Origin of the sequence: Pseudomonas sp. 29, assembly GCF_002754355.1 — a bacterium.
Lineage (GTDB): Bacteria > Pseudomonadota > Gammaproteobacteria > Pseudomonadales > Pseudomonadaceae > Aquipseudomonas > Aquipseudomonas neuropathica.
Window position 1 is genome coordinate 2,461,626 of sequence record NZ_PEEY01000001.1, and the last position, 15,744, is coordinate 2,477,369.

20 protein-coding genes are annotated in these 15,744 nt (G+C 60.4%); 11 read left to right on the forward strand and 9 right to left on the reverse strand.

The genetic code is table 11. The annotated features are described in order from the left end of the window. Nucleotides 1–11: 11 nt before the first annotated feature. From CLU80_RS11495 to CLU80_RS11540, 10 genes are all read left to right on the forward strand, one after another. Nucleotides 12–698, forward strand: a complete 687-nt coding sequence (locus tag CLU80_RS11495) for a YggS family pyridoxal phosphate-dependent enzyme (protein WP_099757418.1) — start codon at nucleotides 12–14, stop codon at nucleotides 696–698. Between the two features lie 23 nt (nucleotides 699–721). Further along, on the forward strand, nucleotides 722–1,540 hold the full coding sequence (proC, locus tag CLU80_RS11500; RefSeq protein ID WP_093429835.1) for a pyrroline-5-carboxylate reductase: 819 nt from the start codon (nucleotides 722–724) through the stop codon (nucleotides 1,538–1,540). A 10-nt stretch (nucleotides 1,541–1,550) separates the two neighbouring features. Next, nucleotides 1,551–2,141, forward strand: a complete 591-nt coding sequence (locus tag CLU80_RS11505) for a YggT family protein (RefSeq protein ID WP_099757419.1) — start codon at nucleotides 1,551–1,553, stop codon at nucleotides 2,139–2,141. Next, nucleotides 2,138–2,434: a DUF167 domain-containing protein gene (locus CLU80_RS11510; RefSeq protein ID WP_007913642.1), complete on the forward strand. Its 297-nt coding sequence runs from the start codon at nucleotides 2,138–2,140 to the stop codon at nucleotides 2,432–2,434. The genes CLU80_RS11505 and CLU80_RS11510 overlap by 4 nt, the downstream gene beginning before the upstream one ends. Before the next feature lie 330 nt (nucleotides 2,435–2,764). Continuing rightward, nucleotides 2,765–3,904: a homoserine O-succinyltransferase MetX gene (metX, locus tag CLU80_RS11515; protein ID WP_093429832.1), complete on the forward strand. Its 1,140-nt coding sequence runs from the start codon at nucleotides 2,765–2,767 to the stop codon at nucleotides 3,902–3,904. A 7-nt stretch (nucleotides 3,905–3,911) separates the two neighbouring features. Beyond that, nucleotides 3,912–4,532: a methionine biosynthesis protein MetW gene (metW, locus tag CLU80_RS11520; protein ID WP_007913638.1), complete on the forward strand. Its 621-nt coding sequence runs from the start codon at nucleotides 3,912–3,914 to the stop codon at nucleotides 4,530–4,532. 26 nt (nucleotides 4,533–4,558) lie between these two features. Next, the gene (locus tag CLU80_RS11525; protein ID WP_099757420.1) at nucleotides 4,559–4,993 is read left to right on the forward strand and encodes a DUF4426 domain-containing protein; all 435 of its coding nucleotides are present in this window, start codon (nucleotides 4,559–4,561) and stop codon (nucleotides 4,991–4,993) included. After that, complete coding sequence (gene rdgB / locus CLU80_RS11530) at nucleotides 4,990–5,586, forward strand: RdgB/HAM1 family non-canonical purine NTP pyrophosphatase (protein WP_008083802.1); 597 nt, start codon at nucleotides 4,990–4,992, stop codon at nucleotides 5,584–5,586. The genes CLU80_RS11525 and rdgB overlap by 4 nt, the downstream gene beginning before the upstream one ends. Next, a complete protein-coding gene (gene hemW, locus CLU80_RS11535; protein WP_099757421.1) occupies nucleotides 5,583–6,788 on the forward strand; it encodes a radical SAM family heme chaperone HemW in 1,206 nt (401 codons plus the stop codon). Before rdgB ends, hemW begins: the two co-directional genes overlap by 4 nt. 22 nt (nucleotides 6,789–6,810) lie before the next feature. Further along, nucleotides 6,811–7,134, forward strand: a complete 324-nt coding sequence (locus CLU80_RS11540; RefSeq protein WP_007913629.1) for a DUF3392 domain-containing protein — start codon at nucleotides 6,811–6,813, stop codon at nucleotides 7,132–7,134. 126 nt (nucleotides 7,135–7,260) lie between these two features. Here the strand turns inward: CLU80_RS11540 and CLU80_RS11550 are convergent, their stop codons facing one another. From CLU80_RS11550 to CLU80_RS11570, 5 genes are all read right to left on the reverse strand, one after another. Then, nucleotides 7,261–8,049 (reverse strand): hypothetical protein, encoded by a 789-nt coding sequence (locus tag CLU80_RS11550; protein WP_095049456.1) that lies wholly within the window; start codon nucleotides 8,047–8,049, stop codon nucleotides 7,261–7,263. A gap of 168 nt (nucleotides 8,050–8,217) precedes the next feature. Further along, a complete protein-coding gene (trmB, locus tag CLU80_RS11555) occupies nucleotides 8,218–8,943 on the reverse strand; it encodes a tRNA (guanosine(46)-N7)-methyltransferase TrmB (protein ID WP_095049455.1) in 726 nt (241 codons plus the stop codon). Nucleotides 8,944–8,952: 9 nt separating this feature from the next. After that, entirely contained in the window at nucleotides 8,953–9,747 is a 795-nt protein-coding gene (locus CLU80_RS11560) for a thiazole synthase (protein ID WP_007913621.1), read from the reverse strand. A gap of 60 nt (nucleotides 9,748–9,807) precedes the next feature. Further along, nucleotides 9,808–10,008 carry a sulfur carrier protein ThiS gene (gene thiS / locus CLU80_RS11565; protein ID WP_122604433.1) on the reverse strand — a complete coding sequence of 67 codons (201 nt, stop codon included), beginning with the start codon at nucleotides 10,006–10,008 and terminating at the stop codon, nucleotides 9,808–9,810. 71 nt (nucleotides 10,009–10,079) lie between these two features. Then, the gene (locus tag CLU80_RS11570) at nucleotides 10,080–10,460 is read right to left on the reverse strand and encodes a DUF423 domain-containing protein (RefSeq protein ID WP_095049454.1); all 381 of its coding nucleotides are present in this window, start codon (nucleotides 10,458–10,460) and stop codon (nucleotides 10,080–10,082) included. A 74-nt stretch (nucleotides 10,461–10,534) separates the two neighbouring features. On the opposite strand from CLU80_RS11570, the gene mtgA reads away from it, so the two are divergent. Beyond that, nucleotides 10,535–11,257: a monofunctional biosynthetic peptidoglycan transglycosylase gene (gene mtgA, locus CLU80_RS11575; protein WP_093429826.1), complete on the forward strand. Its 723-nt coding sequence runs from the start codon at nucleotides 10,535–10,537 to the stop codon at nucleotides 11,255–11,257. Nucleotides 11,258–11,439: 182 nt separating this feature from the next. Here the strand turns inward: mtgA and rpoH are convergent, their stop codons facing one another. The 4 genes from rpoH to ftsY form a co-directional block, all read right to left on the reverse strand. Continuing rightward, entirely contained in the window at nucleotides 11,440–12,294 is an 855-nt protein-coding gene (gene rpoH, locus CLU80_RS11585) for an RNA polymerase sigma factor RpoH (protein ID WP_003229146.1), read from the reverse strand. Nucleotides 12,295–12,409: 115 nt separating this feature from the next. Next, nucleotides 12,410–13,435, reverse strand: a complete 1,026-nt coding sequence (gene ftsX, locus CLU80_RS11590) for a permease-like cell division protein FtsX (RefSeq protein ID WP_099757424.1) — start codon at nucleotides 13,433–13,435, stop codon at nucleotides 12,410–12,412. Next, the gene (ftsE, locus tag CLU80_RS11595; protein WP_008065082.1) at nucleotides 13,432–14,103 is read right to left on the reverse strand and encodes a cell division ATP-binding protein FtsE; all 672 of its coding nucleotides are present in this window, start codon (nucleotides 14,101–14,103) and stop codon (nucleotides 13,432–13,434) included. Before ftsE ends, ftsX begins: the two co-directional genes overlap by 4 nt. Next, nucleotides 14,100–15,602, reverse strand: a complete 1,503-nt coding sequence (gene ftsY, locus CLU80_RS11600) for a signal recognition particle-docking protein FtsY (RefSeq protein WP_099757425.1) — start codon at nucleotides 15,600–15,602, stop codon at nucleotides 14,100–14,102. Before ftsY ends, ftsE begins: the two co-directional genes overlap by 4 nt. Nucleotides 15,603–15,744 lie beyond the last annotated feature (142 nt).

Consider the following 15,744-nt stretch of genomic DNA (forward strand, 5'->3'; position numbering starts at 1 on the left):
GGCGCCTCTTGATGTCCACGATAGCAGACAACATCCAACTGGTTAGTTCGCGCATCCAGGCAGCGGTAACAGCTGCAAACCGCGCTGAAAACAGCGTCCAGCTGCTCGCGGTCAGCAAGACCAAACCCGCCCAGGCCCTGCGCGAAGCATATGCCGCCGGCCTGCGCGACTTTGGCGAGAACTACCTGCAGGAAGCCCTGGGCAAACAGCTCGAACTGGCCGACCTGCCCTTGATCTGGCACTTCATCGGCCCCATTCAATCGAACAAGACTCGCGCCATCGCCGAGCATTTCGACTGGGTGCACTCCGTGGATCGCCTGAAAATCGCTCAACGCCTGTCCGAACAGCGCCCGGCCGAGTTGCCGCCGCTGAACATCTGCATTCAGGTCAACGTCAGCGGTGAGGTCAGCAAATCTGGCTGCACGCCGGCCGATCTGCCGGCATTGGCCGCGGCCATCAACGCATTGCCGCGCCTGAAGCTGCGCGGCTTGATGGCAATTCCCGAGCCGACCGAAGATCGCGCCGAGCAAGACGCGGCCTTCGCCGCCGTGCAGAAATTGCAGGCCAGCCTCGATCTGCCGCTCGACACACTGTCCATGGGCATGAGCCACGACCTCGAGTCGGCCATTGCCCAAGGCGCCACTTGGGTGCGTATCGGTACGGCCCTGTTTGGTGCCAGAGATTATTCCCAGTCTTGAACGATTCCAGATAAGGACCACACATGAGCAACACACGTATTGCGTTTATCGGTGCGGGCAACATGGCGGCTAGTCTGATTGGCGGCCTGCGCGCCAAGGGGCTGGAAGCCGCACAGATCCGCGCCAGCGACCCGGGCGAAGAAACCCGCGCCAAAGTCAGTGCCGAACACGGCATCGAAACTTTCGCCGACAACGCCCAGGCCATCGACGGCGTCGATGTGATTGTGCTGGCAGTCAAGCCACAGGCGATGAAAGCCGTGTGCGAGGCGATTCGCCCAAGCCTGAAACCGAATCAACTGGTGGTCTCCATTGCGGCCGGCATCACTTGCGCGAGCATGACCGCGTGGCTCGGCGAGCAGCCGATTGTGCGCTGCATGCCCAACACCCCGGCGCTGCTGCGTCAGGGCGTCAGCGGTTTGTATGCAACCAGTGAAGTGACCGCCGAGCAACGTCAGCAAGCTGAAGAGCTGCTGTCCGCCGTCGGCATCGCCCTGTGGCTGAACGAAGAACAGCAACTCGATGCGGTGACCGCCGTCTCCGGTTCCGGCCCGGCGTACTTCTTCCTGCTGATCGAAGCCATGACTGCTGCTGGCGTCAAACTCGGCTTGCCGAAGGACATCGCTGAACAACTGACTCTGCAAACGGCGCTTGGCGCTGCGCATATGGCGGTGTCCAGCGACGTTGACGCCGCCGAACTGCGCCGCCGCGTGACTTCGCCAAACGGCACCACGGAAGCTGCAATCAAATCATTCCAGGCCAATGGCTTCGAAGCACTGGTCGAAACCGCACTCGGCGCCGCCGCGCACCGCTCGGCCGAAATGGCCGAACAACTGGGCAAATAAGGAGCCTTACATGATTGGATTGAACACCGCAGCGGTTTACGTGCTGCAAACCCTCGGCAGTCTGTACCTGCTGATCGTGCTGCTGCGCTTCGTCCTGCAACTGGTGCGGGCGAACTTCTACAACCCGCTGTGCCAGTTCGTGGTCAAGGCGACCCAGCCGCTGCTCAAGCCACTGCGCCGGATCATTCCGAGCCTGTTTGGTCTGGACATGTCGTCGCTGGTGCTGGCGATTCTGGTGCAACTGGCGCTGATGGCGTTGACCCTGCTGCTGACTTACGGCACCACCGGCAACCCGCTGCAACTGTTTATCTGGTCGATCATCGGCGTGACCGCACTGTTCCTGAAGATCTTCTTCTTCGCCCTGATCATCAGCGTGATTCTGTCGTGGGTTGCGCCGGGCAGCCACAATCCCGGCGCTGAGCTGGTCAACCAGATCTGCGAGCCGGCGCTGGCGCCGTTCCGCAAGTTCCTGCCGAATCTTGGCGGTCTGGACCTGTCGCCGATCTTCGCCTTCCTCGCGCTGAAACTGATCGACATGCTGGTGATCAACAATCTGGCGGCGATGACGATGATGCCGGAAATCCTGCGCTTGCTGATGTGAGCTGGTTCCGTTGGGACGGTGACGACTTGATCCTCGAGTGTCACCTGCAACCGGCAGCCCGCAGCGATGACTTCGCCGGGCTGCACGGTGATCGTTTGAAGATTCGCCTGACTGCACCGCCGGTCGAGGGTAAGGCCAATGCTTATCTGATGGGCTTTCTGGCCAAGGCGTTTGGCGTTTCCAAGAGCCAGGTCAGTTTGCTCAGTGGTGAGCTGAACCGGCAGAAGCGGGTGAAGATCTGCTCGCCGAAGAAGTTGCCGGATTTGCCTGGGCTGGTTGGGCGCTTGTCTTGAGTTTGGCGGCGTCTGTGCCCCTCACCCCAGCCCTCTCCCCCTGGAGAGGGAGCCGATCTATGGTGTTTTCAAAACTTGAGTTCAACTCGATATCCCACGCCGGTGTATCTCGAACATCCACCCCAATCAGTCCCCCCTCCCTCCGAGAGAGGAACCTGATTTGGCTGGTTTTCAAGGCCTGAGTTCGGCTCGATAGATCAGGTCGGTGCAGCTCAAAAGAACACCTCGGTCGGTCCCCTCTACCTCTGGGAGAGGGCTAGGGTGAGGGCCGCTTGCCGCTAACCCCCCCGGTCTTTAGACTTACGCCTCATTTCAACGAGAGCAGGGTCGATGCCAACTGCCTTTCCCCCCGATTCTGTTGGTCTGGTGACGCCGCAAACCGCGCACTTCAGCGATCCGCTGGCGCTGGCCTGTGGCCGTTCGCTGGCCGCCTATGACCTGATCTACGAAACCTACGGCACGCTGAACGCGCAGGCGAGCAACGCCGTGCTGATTTGCCATGCCTTGTCCGGCCATCACCACGCTGCCGGCTATCACAGCGTCGACGACCGCAAACCCGGTTGGTGGGACAGCTGCATCGGCCCGGGCAAGCCGATCGACACCAACAAGTTCTTCGTGGTCAGCCTGAATAACCTCGGCGGCTGCAACGGCTCCACCGGCCCGAGCAGCATCAACCCGGAGACCGGCAAACCGTTCGGTGCCGATTTCCCGGTGCTCACCGTGGAAGACTGGGTGCACAGCCAGGCACGCCTCGCTGATCTGCTCGGCATCGGCCAGTGGGCAGCCGTGATCGGCGGCAGCCTCGGCGGCATGCAGGCGCTGCAATGGACCATCACTTACCCGGATCGCGTGCGTCACTGCCTGGCCATCGCCTCGGCACCGAAGCTATCGGCGCAGAACATCGCCTTCAACGAAGTGGCGCGTCAGGCGATCCTCACCGACCCGGAATTCCACGGCGGTTCGTTCCAGGAAGCAGGTGTAATCCCCAAGCGCGGGCTGATGCTGGCACGGATGGTCGGGCACATCACCTACCTGTCCGACGATTCGATGGGCGAGAAATTCGGCCGTGGCCTGAAGAGCGAAAAGCTCAACTACGACTTCCACAGCGTCGAGTTTCAGGTCGAAAGCTACCTGCGTTATCAGGGCGAAGAGTTCTCCGGACGCTTCGACGCCAACACCTATCTGTTGATGACCAAGGCACTGGATTACTTCGATCCGGCGGCGAACTTCGACGATAACCTGGCGAAAACCTTTGAAAACGCCACGGCCAAGTTCTGCGTAATGTCGTTCACCACCGACTGGCGCTTCTCCCCGGCCCGCTCGCGGGAACTGGTGGATGCGCTGATGGCGGCACGCAAAGACGTCAGTTATCTGGAAATCGACGCACCGCAGGGCCACGACGCCTTCCTGATTCCGATCCCGCGCTACTTGCAGGCGTTCGGCAATTACATGAACCGCATCACGTTGTGAGAAAGCCATGAGAGCTGATCTGGAAATCATCCAGGAATGGATCCCCGCCGGCAGCCGCGTCCTCGACCTCGGTTGCGGTGACGGCGAGCTGCTGACCTGGCTGCGCGACAACAAGAACGTCACCGGTTATGGCCTGGAAAACGACGCTGACAACATTGCCCAGTGCGTGGCCAAAGGCGTCAACGTTATCGAGCAGGATCTGGACAAGGGGCTGGGCAACTTCGCCAGCAACAGTTTCGACATCGTCGTCATGACCCAGGCCCTGCAAGCCGTGCACTACCCGGACAAGATCCTCGACGAAATGCTCCGGGTCGGTCGCCAATGCATCATCACCTTCCCGAATTTCGGTCACTGGCGCTGCCGCTGGTACCTGGCAAGCAAGGGGCGCATGCCGGTGTCGGAATTTCTGCCGTACACCTGGTACAACACACCGAACATTCACTTCTGCACCTTCGAAGACTTTGAAGAACTTTGCCGCGAACGTGATGCGAAGGTCATTGATCGGCTTGCCGTGGATCAACAGCACCGTCACGGGTGGGCCAGTAAGCTATGGCCTAATCTGTTAGGTGAGATCGGTATCTACCGCGTCAGCAGCCCGCAGCTTGCAGACCACAAAGTCGCGGTCTGAATCCCGTCATTTCGAGGAGCACGATCATGGGTCGTTTAGCGTTGTTGTTATTGACTGCCTGCCTGAGCGCCAGCGCCATGGCGGCCGACGTCATCAAGGGCGAGCGCCAGGAAACCTTTGGCGACGTCACGGTGCACTACAACACTTTCAACTCGACGTTTCTGACGCCGGACATCGCCAAGGCAGCGGAGCTGATCCGCAGCAAAAATCAGGGCGTGATCAATGTCTCGGTGATCAAGGACGGCAAACCACTGATCGCCAACGTCACCGGCATGGTCAAAGACCTGACCAGCCAGAGCGTGCCGCTGAATTTCCGCCAGATCACCGAACAGGGCGCGATCTATTACATCGCCCAGTACCCGGTGGAGCAGCAGGAAACCCGCACCTTTGAAATCAAGGTGCAGAACGGCGACAAGATCAACACCATCAATTTCAACCAAGAACTCTTTCCCGGCGAATGATGAACATCAAGCAGCTCGTACTGGCCAGCCATAACGCCGGCAAACTCAAAGAACTCCAGGCCATGCTCGGCGAATCGGTGCAACTGCGCTCGATTGGCGAGTGGAGCAAGGTCGAGCCGGAAGAAACCGGTCTGTCGTTCGTCGAGAACGCGATCCTCAAGGCGCGTAATGCCGCGCGCATTTCCGGGTTGCCGGCGCTGGCCGACGACTCCGGTCTGGCGGTGGATTTCCTTGGCGGTGCGCCGGGCATCTATTCGGCGCGTTATGCCGACGGCAAGGGCGATGCGGCGAACAATGCCAAATTGCTCGATGCACTGAAAGATGTGCCGGAAGCCGAGCGCGGTGCGCAGTTCGTCTGCGTGCTGGCATTGGTGCGTCACGCCGATGATCCGTTGCCGATCCTCTGCGAAGGCCTGTGGCACGGACGCATCCTGACGGCCGCCAGCGGCGAGCACGGTTTCGGTTATGACCCGCTGTTCTGGGTGCCGGAGCGTGATGTGTCCAGCGCCGAACTGAGTCCGGCCGACAAGAACCAGATCAGCCACCGCGCCCGTGCAATGGATCTGCTGCGCCAGCGTCTGGGCCTGAAATGACCCGTGACTCTTCTGCGCCGTCGCTGATTGTCGGCGGCGCCGCTTCTTCGCCTCGGGCACCGTTACCAACGCTGCCGCCCCTGGCGCTGTACATCCACATCCCGTGGTGTGTGCGCAAATGCCCGTATTGCGACTTCAACTCGCACACTGCCAGCCCGGTGTTGCCGGAGCAGGAATACGTTGATGCGCTGCTGGCCGATCTCGATCAGGATCTGCACGCCGTGTACGGTCGTGAAATCAGTTCGATCTTTTTCGGTGGCGGCACGCCGAGCCTGTTCAGCGCCGAAGCGCTTGGGCGGCTGCTGGAAGGCGTCGAACAGCGGATTCCGTTTGCCCACGACATCGAAATCACTCTGGAAGCCAACCCCGGGACCTTCGAGCAAGAGAAGTTCGTCGCGTACCGCAAGCTGGGGATCAATCGCCTGTCGATCGGCATCCAGAGCTTCCAGCAGGAAAAGCTCAAGGCGCTGGGGCGGATTCACAACGGTGACGAAGCGGTACGCGCGGCCGGTATGGCGCGGCAGGCCGGGTTCGATAACTTCAACCTCGACTTGATGCACGGTTTGCCCGATCAGTCGCTGGACGATGCCCTCAGCGATCTGCGCCAGGCCATCGCGCTGAATCCAACGCACATTTCCTGGTATCAGCTGACGCTGGAGCCGAACACCGTGTTCTGGAACCAGCCGCCGGTGCTGCCGGAAGATGACACGCTGTGGGACATTCAAGAGGCCGGGCAAGCGCTGCTGGCGGAACACGGTTATGCGCAATACGAAGTGTCGGCTTATGCCCAGGCCGGTCGGCCAGCGCGGCACAACCTCAATTACTGGAGTTTCGGCGACTTCATCGGCATAGGCGCGGGAGCCCACGGCAAGCTGAGTCATCCGGACGGACGCATCGTGCGTACCTGGAAGACGCGTCTGCCGAAGGACTATCTCAATCCGGCAAAAAGCTTTCAGGCCGGCGAGAAAGCACTGACCAACGACGAGATGCCGTTCGAGTTTCTGATGAACGCTTTGCGCCTGACCGCAGGCGTCGAATCGCGCCTGTATCCTGAGCGCACCGGGCTGTCGCTGGAAAGCCTCGCTGAAGGCCGGGCAGCGGCAGAACAAAGCGGTCTGTTGCAGGTCGAACCGTCACGTCTGGCGGCCACCGAGCGCGGACAGCTGTTTCTCAACGACTTGCTGCAACAATTTCTGAACTGATTTCAGTTCCAAGGGAAAACGCATGGATTTGATACTCGACCTGCTCGCCACCGTCTCCCGCTGGAGCCGCAGCAACCTCTCGGAAATCGCCCTGGCGCTGGTCGGCTGCCTGCTGGTGCTGTTCGGCGCCGACTTCAAAGGCTGGGTTGAGCAACGCCTGGGCAGCATCGCCGGCGCCCTGCGCGTGCCATTGATGGCGCTGCTCTGCGTGATCGGCAGCGGTGCGGCGCTGATCTATGCAACGCCTTGGGTTATCAAGGGTTTGAGCCAGTTCAACAACTACAGCCTGGCGCCTGTGTTGCTGGTAGTCCTCGTCCTCATCGGCGTAGTCGCCGACCGCCGCTGACTCCGCAAACGCCCCAAAACAACTGTGGGAGCGAGCCTGCTCGCGAAGGCGTCTTAACATCCAACAACATCGTTGATTGTCAGACCGCTTTCGCGAGCAGGCTCGCTCCCACTATTGGGCCTTGGTTCAATGATTCTTCGATAAGCGGCTCTGCGCCTGAAGGATCGCCTTGAGGCCAACGGAATCCTTGCAACCCAGCGCTATCGCTTTATCGAAGTGTTCGATATTGCCGCTGTCGCGCATATCGCTGCCGTTCACACGAGTCAACGCGAGTATGTAGTAAGCCTCAGCCCGAAACTGGTCTTCGGACAATACCAAGCCAGCTGCGCGGGCTCGCATGGCGGCCATCGGCCCGACCTTGCCGGCAGGCGCCCCGTTTTCTTCGAAACACAGCGAACGTTTGGCCTGCAACGGATAGTCGTCAGCATGCGCATCAGGCTTGAGCAGCAACTGCTCGAGAGACTGCAAGAATTTCAAATGATCAGGATTTTGCGCATCAAATCGTTCATACGCTTTGTCGCACAAATGGTAATAGCCCACCGCAGCCGCTAACACCCCATCATCCATGGCCTGCTGATAAAGACCACAGGTCTGTAAGCGCGTCTGCTCGGAAAACATCGGGTTGTCCTGCAGGCTGGCCAAAAAATAGGTGGCCAGCGTGTGCCCGCCGTCCGACGCATGCTTGAGGTTGTCCACAAGAGCCTCGAGATCACCTTCGGCAACGCGCAACTGTTCAGGGGTGTATTGCACGCTTTCCCCGGCGGCCTCACGCTTGATCCGGTCATTGGCGTCGCGCTCGATCTTTGCCGCCGTTCTCTGCGCACTCGCGAAGTATTCCTCGGGACTGACTACCCGTTCGCACGCTGCGCAACAAATGAGACCCAGAACCAGCGTGCAGGCAAAAATGGCTTTCAAGATTTGTCTTCCTTTACAAATGGGGGCCTCGAGCTGTCGGCGGATCATAGCCAAACTTGAGCAAACTCCAGAAACAACTGAGCTGCGGCACGCTGCGATCTTTGATCTTCAAAATCAAGATCAAAGATCGCAGCGTGCCGCAGCTCCTACAGGGGTGTTGCGTGATGCTTAAGCGAGTTTTTCGAACTTCAGGTCCCACACGCCATGGCCCAGTCGTTCGCCGCGGCGTTCGAACTTGGTGATCGGGCGTTCGGCCGGGCGTGGTACGCACTTGCCGTCTTCGGCGAGGTTGCGGTAGCCCGGGGCGACGTTCATCACTTCCAGCATGTACTCGGCGTACGGTTCCCAGTCGGTGGCCATGTGCAGAATGCCGCCAACCTTCAACTTGCTGCGCACTAGCTCAGCGAACGAGGCCTGAACGATACGGCGCTTGTGGTGACGGCTCTTGTGCCACGGATCCGGGAAGAACAGCATCAGGCGATCGAGACTGTTGTCGGCGATGCAGCGGTTGAGCACTTCGATCGCGTCGCAATCATAGACCCGCAGGTTGGTCAGGCCCTGAGTCAGCACGCCATTGAGCAGCGCGCCAACACCCGGACGGTGAACCTCAACGCCGATGAAGTCCTGATCCGGCGCGGCCGCAGCCATTTCCAGCAGCGAGTGGCCCATGCCGAAACCGATCTCCAGCGAGCGCGGTGCCGAACGGCCGAACACTTGATCGTAATCCACCGGGGTGTCGGCCAGCGGCAGCACGTAAAGCGGCGCGCCCTGATCCAGGCCGCGTTGCTGGCCTTCGGTCATGCGCCCGGCGCGCATCACGAAGCTCTTGATGCGGCGGTGTTGGCGCTCGTCGCCCTCTTCCGTCTGGACAGGCGTGTCGTTCGATTCAGTCATCAATGGCTCTTACTTGATCAGACCATCCAGCGGCGAAGAGGCGCTGGCATAGAGTTTTTTCGGCATACGGCCAGCGAGGTAGGCCAGACGGCCTGCAACGATGGCGTGTTTCATGGCTTCAGCCATCATCACCGGCTGCTGGGCGTGGGCGATGGCCGAGTTCATCAGCACCGCATCGCAACCCAGTTCCATGGCGATGGTCGCATCGGACGCAGTGCCGACACCGGCATCGACCAGCACAGGGATTTTGGCTTCTTCGAGGATGATCTGCAGGTTGTACGGGTTGCAGATCCCCAGACCGGAACCGATCAGACCGGCCAGCGGCATGACCGCGATGCAGCCGATTTCCGCCAGTTGGCGGGCGATGATCGGGTCATCGCTGGTGTACACCATCACGTCGAAGCCTTCCTTGACCAGCGTTTCCGCGGCCTTGAGGGTTTCGATGACGTTAGGGAACAGGGTCTTCTGGTCGGCCAGTACTTCCAGCTTCACCAGGTTGTGGCCATCGAGCAGCTCACGGGCCAGGCGGCAGGTGCGCACAGCTTCGATGGCGTCGTAACAACCGGCGGTGTTCGGCAGGAAGGTGTAGCGCTCCGGCGACAGCACGTCGAGCAGGTTCGGCTCGCCTTCGATCTGGCCCAGGTTGGTGCGGCGCACGGCGAAGGTGACGATCTCGGCACCCGAGGCTTCGATGGCCTGACGGGTTTCTTCCATGTCACGGTACTTGCCGGTACCGACCAGCAAACGCGACTGGTAAGTACGACCGGCCAGCACAAAAGGCTTGTCGCTACGAACGATGCTCATGGGGAATCCTCTTTAGGAGTGAGGGTCTTGCAGAATTCTGTGCCCTTGCGGGGCGGGCGATCAGCCGCCGCCGATGGCGTGCACCACTTCAACGTTGTCGCCGTCGTTGAGCGTGGTGTCGGCATGCTGGCTGCGCGGGACGATATCCAGATTGAGTTCGACTGCCACCCGGCGTCCGGTCAGTTCCAGACGAGTGATCAGGGCCGCAACGGTCTCGCCGTCGGGCAGTTCAAGGGATTCGCCGTTCAACTGAATGCGCATGCGTAACGCCGCCATCATTTTTAGGGGCTGGCATTCTAGCCCGATCATGACCTAAAGGTCAGCACCAAGCGTCAAGCGGTTGGTTGCAAGCGCCAGGCGGCGAGGCCCAGGCATAGCCAGCCAATCAGGAACGCCAGGCCACCAAATGGGGTGATGATGCCGAGCTTGCTGATGCCGGTGGTGGTCAGCACGTACAGGCTGCCGGAGAACAGCAGGATGCCAATGGTGAATGACACGCCGGCCCAAGTGACCAGTCGGCCCTGAATCTGCGTGGCCAACAGTGCCACACCAAACAGCGCCAAGGTGTGCACCAATTGATAGGTGACGCCGGTATGGAAGATCGCCAGATACTCGGGTGTCAGGCGGTTTTTCAGGCCATGGGCGGCGAATGCACCCAAGGCGACCCCGGTAAAACCGAAAAAAGCGGCCAGCATCAAAAAGCCACGCAGCATTGGGAACTCCAGTCAGACGCGATCGGCAGGGTCTGTATAATGGCCCGCTCCACCGGTTCGGCCAAGCCATCTCTATGCTGCGTACTATTTTCCGTCGTCTCACGAAGGCCCTGCTCTGGTTCGCCGGCGGCAGCGTCTTGCTGGTGCTGGTGTTTCGCTTCGTGCCGCCGCCGGGCACGGCGTTGATGGTCGAGCGCAAGGTCGAATCCTGGGTCGATGGCGAGCCGATTGACCTGCAACGCACGTGGAAGCCGTGGGACGAGATCTCCGATGACCTCAAAGTCGCGGTCATGGCCGGTGAGGATCAGAAGTTTCCCGAGCATTGGGGCTTTGATTTCAGTGCGATCCAGGCAGCGTTGGCCCACAACGAGCTTGGCGGGTCGATTCGCGGCGCCAGCACCTTGAGCCAGCAGGTGTCGAAAAACCTGTTTCTGTGGGCCGGCCGCAGCTATCTGCGTAAAGGCCTGGAGGCGTGGTTTACCGCGCTGATCGAGGTGTTCTGGCCCAAGCAGCGGATTCTTGAGGTGTACCTGAACAGCGTCGAGTGGGATGACGGGGTGTTTGGCGCCGAAGCCGCAGCCCGCCATCACTTTGGTGTGAGCGCAAAGTCGTTGTCGCGGCAGCAGGCGAGTTATCTGGCGGCTGTTCTGCCCAACCCTCGGGTGTGGAGCGCTAGCCATCCGACCGCTTATGTCTCGCGCCGGGCCGGGTGGATTCGTCAGCAGATGAGTCAGTTGGGTGGGGACAGTTATCTGTTGGGGCTCAACGATTCCCGCCGCGCACCTTGGTCTGAATAACGCTGAAGATCCCCTGTGGGAGCGAGCTTGCTCGCGAATGCGGTGGATCATCCAGCAGTGGCGGTGACTGACACTCCGCTTTCGCGAGCAAGCTCGCTCTCACATGGGTTTTGTGTGAAGCCGGAAATGAAAACGCCCCGATCATCGCTGATCGGGGCGTTTTTTTATTGCCTGCTCGCCGGTTATGCGGCGATCGACAACTTGAGCTTGTTCATCGCGCTCTTCTCGAGCTGACGGATCCGCTCGGCCGACACGTTGTACTTCTGCGCCAGATCGTGCAGCGTGGCTTTCTCTTCGGCCAGCCAGCGCTGGTAGAGGATGTCGCGGCTACGTTCGTCCAGCACTTCCAGCGCTTCGTGCAGGTTGTGATTGGAGTTGTCGCTCCAGTCGGCATCTTCCAGTTGACGCGCCGGGTCGTACCGGTGGTCTTCCAGGTAGTTGGCCGGCGACTGGAAAGCGCTGTCGTCGTCGGCTTCAGCAGCCGGGTCGAAGGCCATGTCATGGCCGGTCAGGCGACTTTCCATTTCGCGCACTTCACGCGGCTCGACGCCGAGGCTTTCCGCCACACGGTGGACTTCCTCGTTGTTCAGCCACGCCAGACGTTTTTTCTGGCTGCGCAGGTTGAAGAACAGCTTGCGCTGGGCCTTGGTGGTCGCGACTTTCACAATGCGCCAGTTGCGCAGGATGAACTCGTGAATTTCCGCCTTGATCCAGTGCACGGCGAACGACACCAGACGCACACCCATTTCCGGGTTGAAGCGCTTCACAGCCTTCATCAGGCCGACGTTACCTTCCTGGATCAGGTCAGCCTGAGCCAGACCGTAGCCGGAATAGCTACGGGCAATGTGTACGACAAAACGCAGGTGGGCGAGCACCATCTGCCGAGCCGCCCCCAAATCCTGCTCATAGTAGAGACTCTCGGCCAGTTCACGCTCCTGCTCCGGCGTCAGCAATGGAATGCTGTTGACGGTGTGCACGTAGGCTTCCAGGTTCGCACCCGGAACCAACGCATACGCAGGTTGCAAAGAATTGGTCATACGAAAAAACCTCCCACTTACATACTCGTGCCTCTCGGCACTGCGAAAAATTGACCGGGAATTCAAGTGCAAGTTCCCAAAAAAACCGCGAGGTCAATCACGCGCAAAAAAGATTCTACTTCGGCGCCAGCTCCCTGAGATGGCGTGCGACTGCAATCCATGCACCGATATAACCCAACAGCACCGCGCCAAGCAAGAGCGACAGACCGTCGGCAACTGGCACTCCGGCCAGCGCGAAATCACTGCCGTACAAGCCGGCCAGTCCAACCACCGCATCGTTCAGCCAGTTCAGGCCGAACGCCAATACACCCCAGGACAGTAGCCCCGCACCGAAGCCATACAACGCCCCCATATAAAGGAAGGGACGACGCACATAGCTGTCAGTGCCGCCGACGAGTTTAATCACTTCTATCTCGGTGCGGCGGTTTTCAATATGAAGACGAATGGTATTGCCTATCACCAAAAGTAATGCAGAAACCAGCAGCACCGTCAGACCGAAGACAAAACGATCGCCAAGCTTGAGGATCGCGGCCAAACGCTCGACCCAGACTAGATCAAGTTGCGCCTGTTGTACCTTGGGCAATTCGGAAAGTTTTTGTCTTAATGCTTCCAGCGTCGGCTTGTCGACCTCGTTCGGGGTGACCAGCACCACGCCCGGCAACGGGTTCTCCGGCAGCTCGCGCAGGGCTTCGCCCAACCCGGATTGCTGCTGAAACTCTTCCAGCGCCTGATCGCGGCCGACATATTCAGCATCCGCTACGCCGGGCATGCCTTTGATCTGCTCGCGCAACGACTCGCCCTGCTCCGGGCTGGCGTCGAGTTGCAGATACAGCGAAATCTGCGCCGCACGCTGCCACGAACCGCCAAGACGCTCGACGTTGTTGAGCAACAGGGACAAGCCCATTGGCAGACTCAGCGCGACCGCCATCACCATGCAGGTGAAGAAGCTGCCGATCGGCTGCTTGCCGAGACGACGCAGGCTGTCGAGCAGACTGGCGCGATGGCTTTCGATCCAGGCACGGAACAGCGTGGCGAAGTCCGGGCCATCGTCTTCGTCGTGTTTTTTCTTCTTCGGTGGCTGCGGATCGGCGGCTTTCGGGGCCACGCGTTCGGAAACCTTCGGACTGCGTGTCGCACTCATTCCCCGGCCTCCCCGTCGCCAATCAATCGGCCGCGTTGGAGGGTCAGCATGCGGTGACGCATGCGCGCGATCAGTGCCAGGTCGTGACTGGCGATCAGCACGCTGGTGCCCAGACGGTTGATGTCTTCGAATACGCCCATGATTTCCGCCGCCAGACGCGGGTCGAGGTTACCGGTCGGTTCGTCCGCCAGCAGCAAGGCCGGGCGGTGCACGATGGCGCGGGCGATGCCGACGCGCTGTTGCTGACCGGTGGACAGGTCGCCCGGGTACAGATCGGTTTTATCCGACAGCGCCACGCGCTCCAGCGCCGAGTCGACACGCTTGGCGATTTCGGCCTTGGACAAGCCAAGAATCTGCAGCGGCAAGGCGACGTTGTTGAACACCGTGCGATCGAACAGCAGTTGGTGATTCTGGAACACCACGCCGATCTGCCGACGCAGGAACGGAATCTGCGCGTTGCTGATGGTGCTCAGGTCTTGCCCGGCCAGCAGCAGTTTGCCGCTGGTCGGACGCTCCATCGCCAGCAACAGGCGCAACAACGTGGATTTACCGGCGCCGGAGTGGCCGGTGACAAACAAGAACTCGCCACGACGGACTCGAAAGCTCAGCTCATGCAAGCCGACGTGACCGTTCGGGTAGCGTTTACCGACCTGTTCGAAACGAATCATGAACGCTCCCGCTCGGCAAACAGTGCCTGGACAAAGGGTTCGGCTTCAAAGGTACGCAAATCGTCGATGCCTTCACCGACGCCGATGTAGCGGATCGGCAGGCCGAACTGCTTGGCCAGGGCGAAAATCACGCCGCCCTTGGCGGTACCGTCGAGTTTGGTCAGCGCCAGGCCGGTCAGTTCGACGGTCTGGTTGAATTGCTTGGCCTGGTTGATGGCGTTCTGGCCGGTGCCGGCGTCGAGCACCAGCAGCACTTCGTGCGGCGCGTCGGCGTCGAGCTTGCCGATCACCCGGCGAACTTTTTTCAGTTCTTCCATCAGGTTGTCTTTGGTGTGCAGGCGACCGGCGGTGTCGGCGATCAATACATCGATACCACGGGCCTTGGCGGCCTGCACGGCGTCGAAGATCACTGAAGCCGAGTCGGCGCCGGTGTGCTGGGCGATGACCGGGATCTTGTTGCGCTCGCCCCAGACTTGCAGCTGTTCCACGGCAGCGGCGCGGAAGGTGTCACCGGCGGCGAGCATGACTTTCTTGCCTTCCAGTTGCAGCTTCTTCGCCAGTTTGCCGATGGTGGTGGTTTTGCCGGCGCCGTTGACGCCCACCACCAGAATCACGAACGGCTTGTTCTGCGAAACGATTTTCAGCGGTTGTTCGACCGGCTTGAGCATCGCCGCCAGTTCGGCCTGCAGGGATTTGTACAGCGCGTCGGCGTCGGCCAGCTCTTTGCGGGCGACCTTCCGGGTCAGGCGCTGGATGATCTGCGTGGTGGCTTCGACGCCGACGTCGGCGGTGAGCAGACGGGTTTCGAGGTCATCGAGCAGATCGTCATCGATGGTTTTGCGGCCGAGGAACAGGCTGGCCATGCCCTCGCCGATGCTGGCGCTGGTTTTCGACAGGCCTTGCTTGAGGCGGGCGAAGAAACCGGCTTTGGCTTCTTCGGTGCGCGGGGCTTCGACTGGGGCCTCGGTAACCACTTCAACCGGCACAACTGGAGCAGCGACGACCGGTGCAGGTGCAGGTGCAGGTGCAGGCTCGGGTTGTTGAACGACCGGAGCAACAGGCTCAGCAACAACCGGCACAGGCTCGACAACCGGCTCAACCACAGGCGCCAGAGCCACCTCGGGCACCAACGCAGCAGGCGCTGGAATTTCCGGGGTGATGTGTGGCGCAGCTTCTTCAACCAACGCCACCGGCTCTTCCGCCACCGGCAAGGTCAGCCACGGTTCAACTGCAGGAGTCAGCGGTAGCTCAGCCGCCACAGGCGCTTCAGGCTCTGGCTCTGGCTCTGGCTCAACCGGTTGCAACACCGGCTCGGCAATCGGCAGCACAATCGGTGCCGGCTCTTCTTCTATGACTGGAGCCGGCGCAGGCGCTGGCTCAGGAGTCACCGGCGGCTGTTCGACGACGGGTTCCTGCGGTTTCTTACGCAGCCATCCGAACAGGCTTTTCTTCTCGCCAGCCGCAGCTGGGGTCTTCTTGTCGTCGTTGGAACCAAACATGGAGGACGGCTATCTCACGGTAGCGACGCGCCATAAGGGCGCCCCGGCAAATAAATATTCGATGCAGAACAGACTGTGTTTCATCCAGCTTGTTCACGCGCAACATTTTGTCGAGGCGCCAGCGGCACCTCAAAGAATCGTA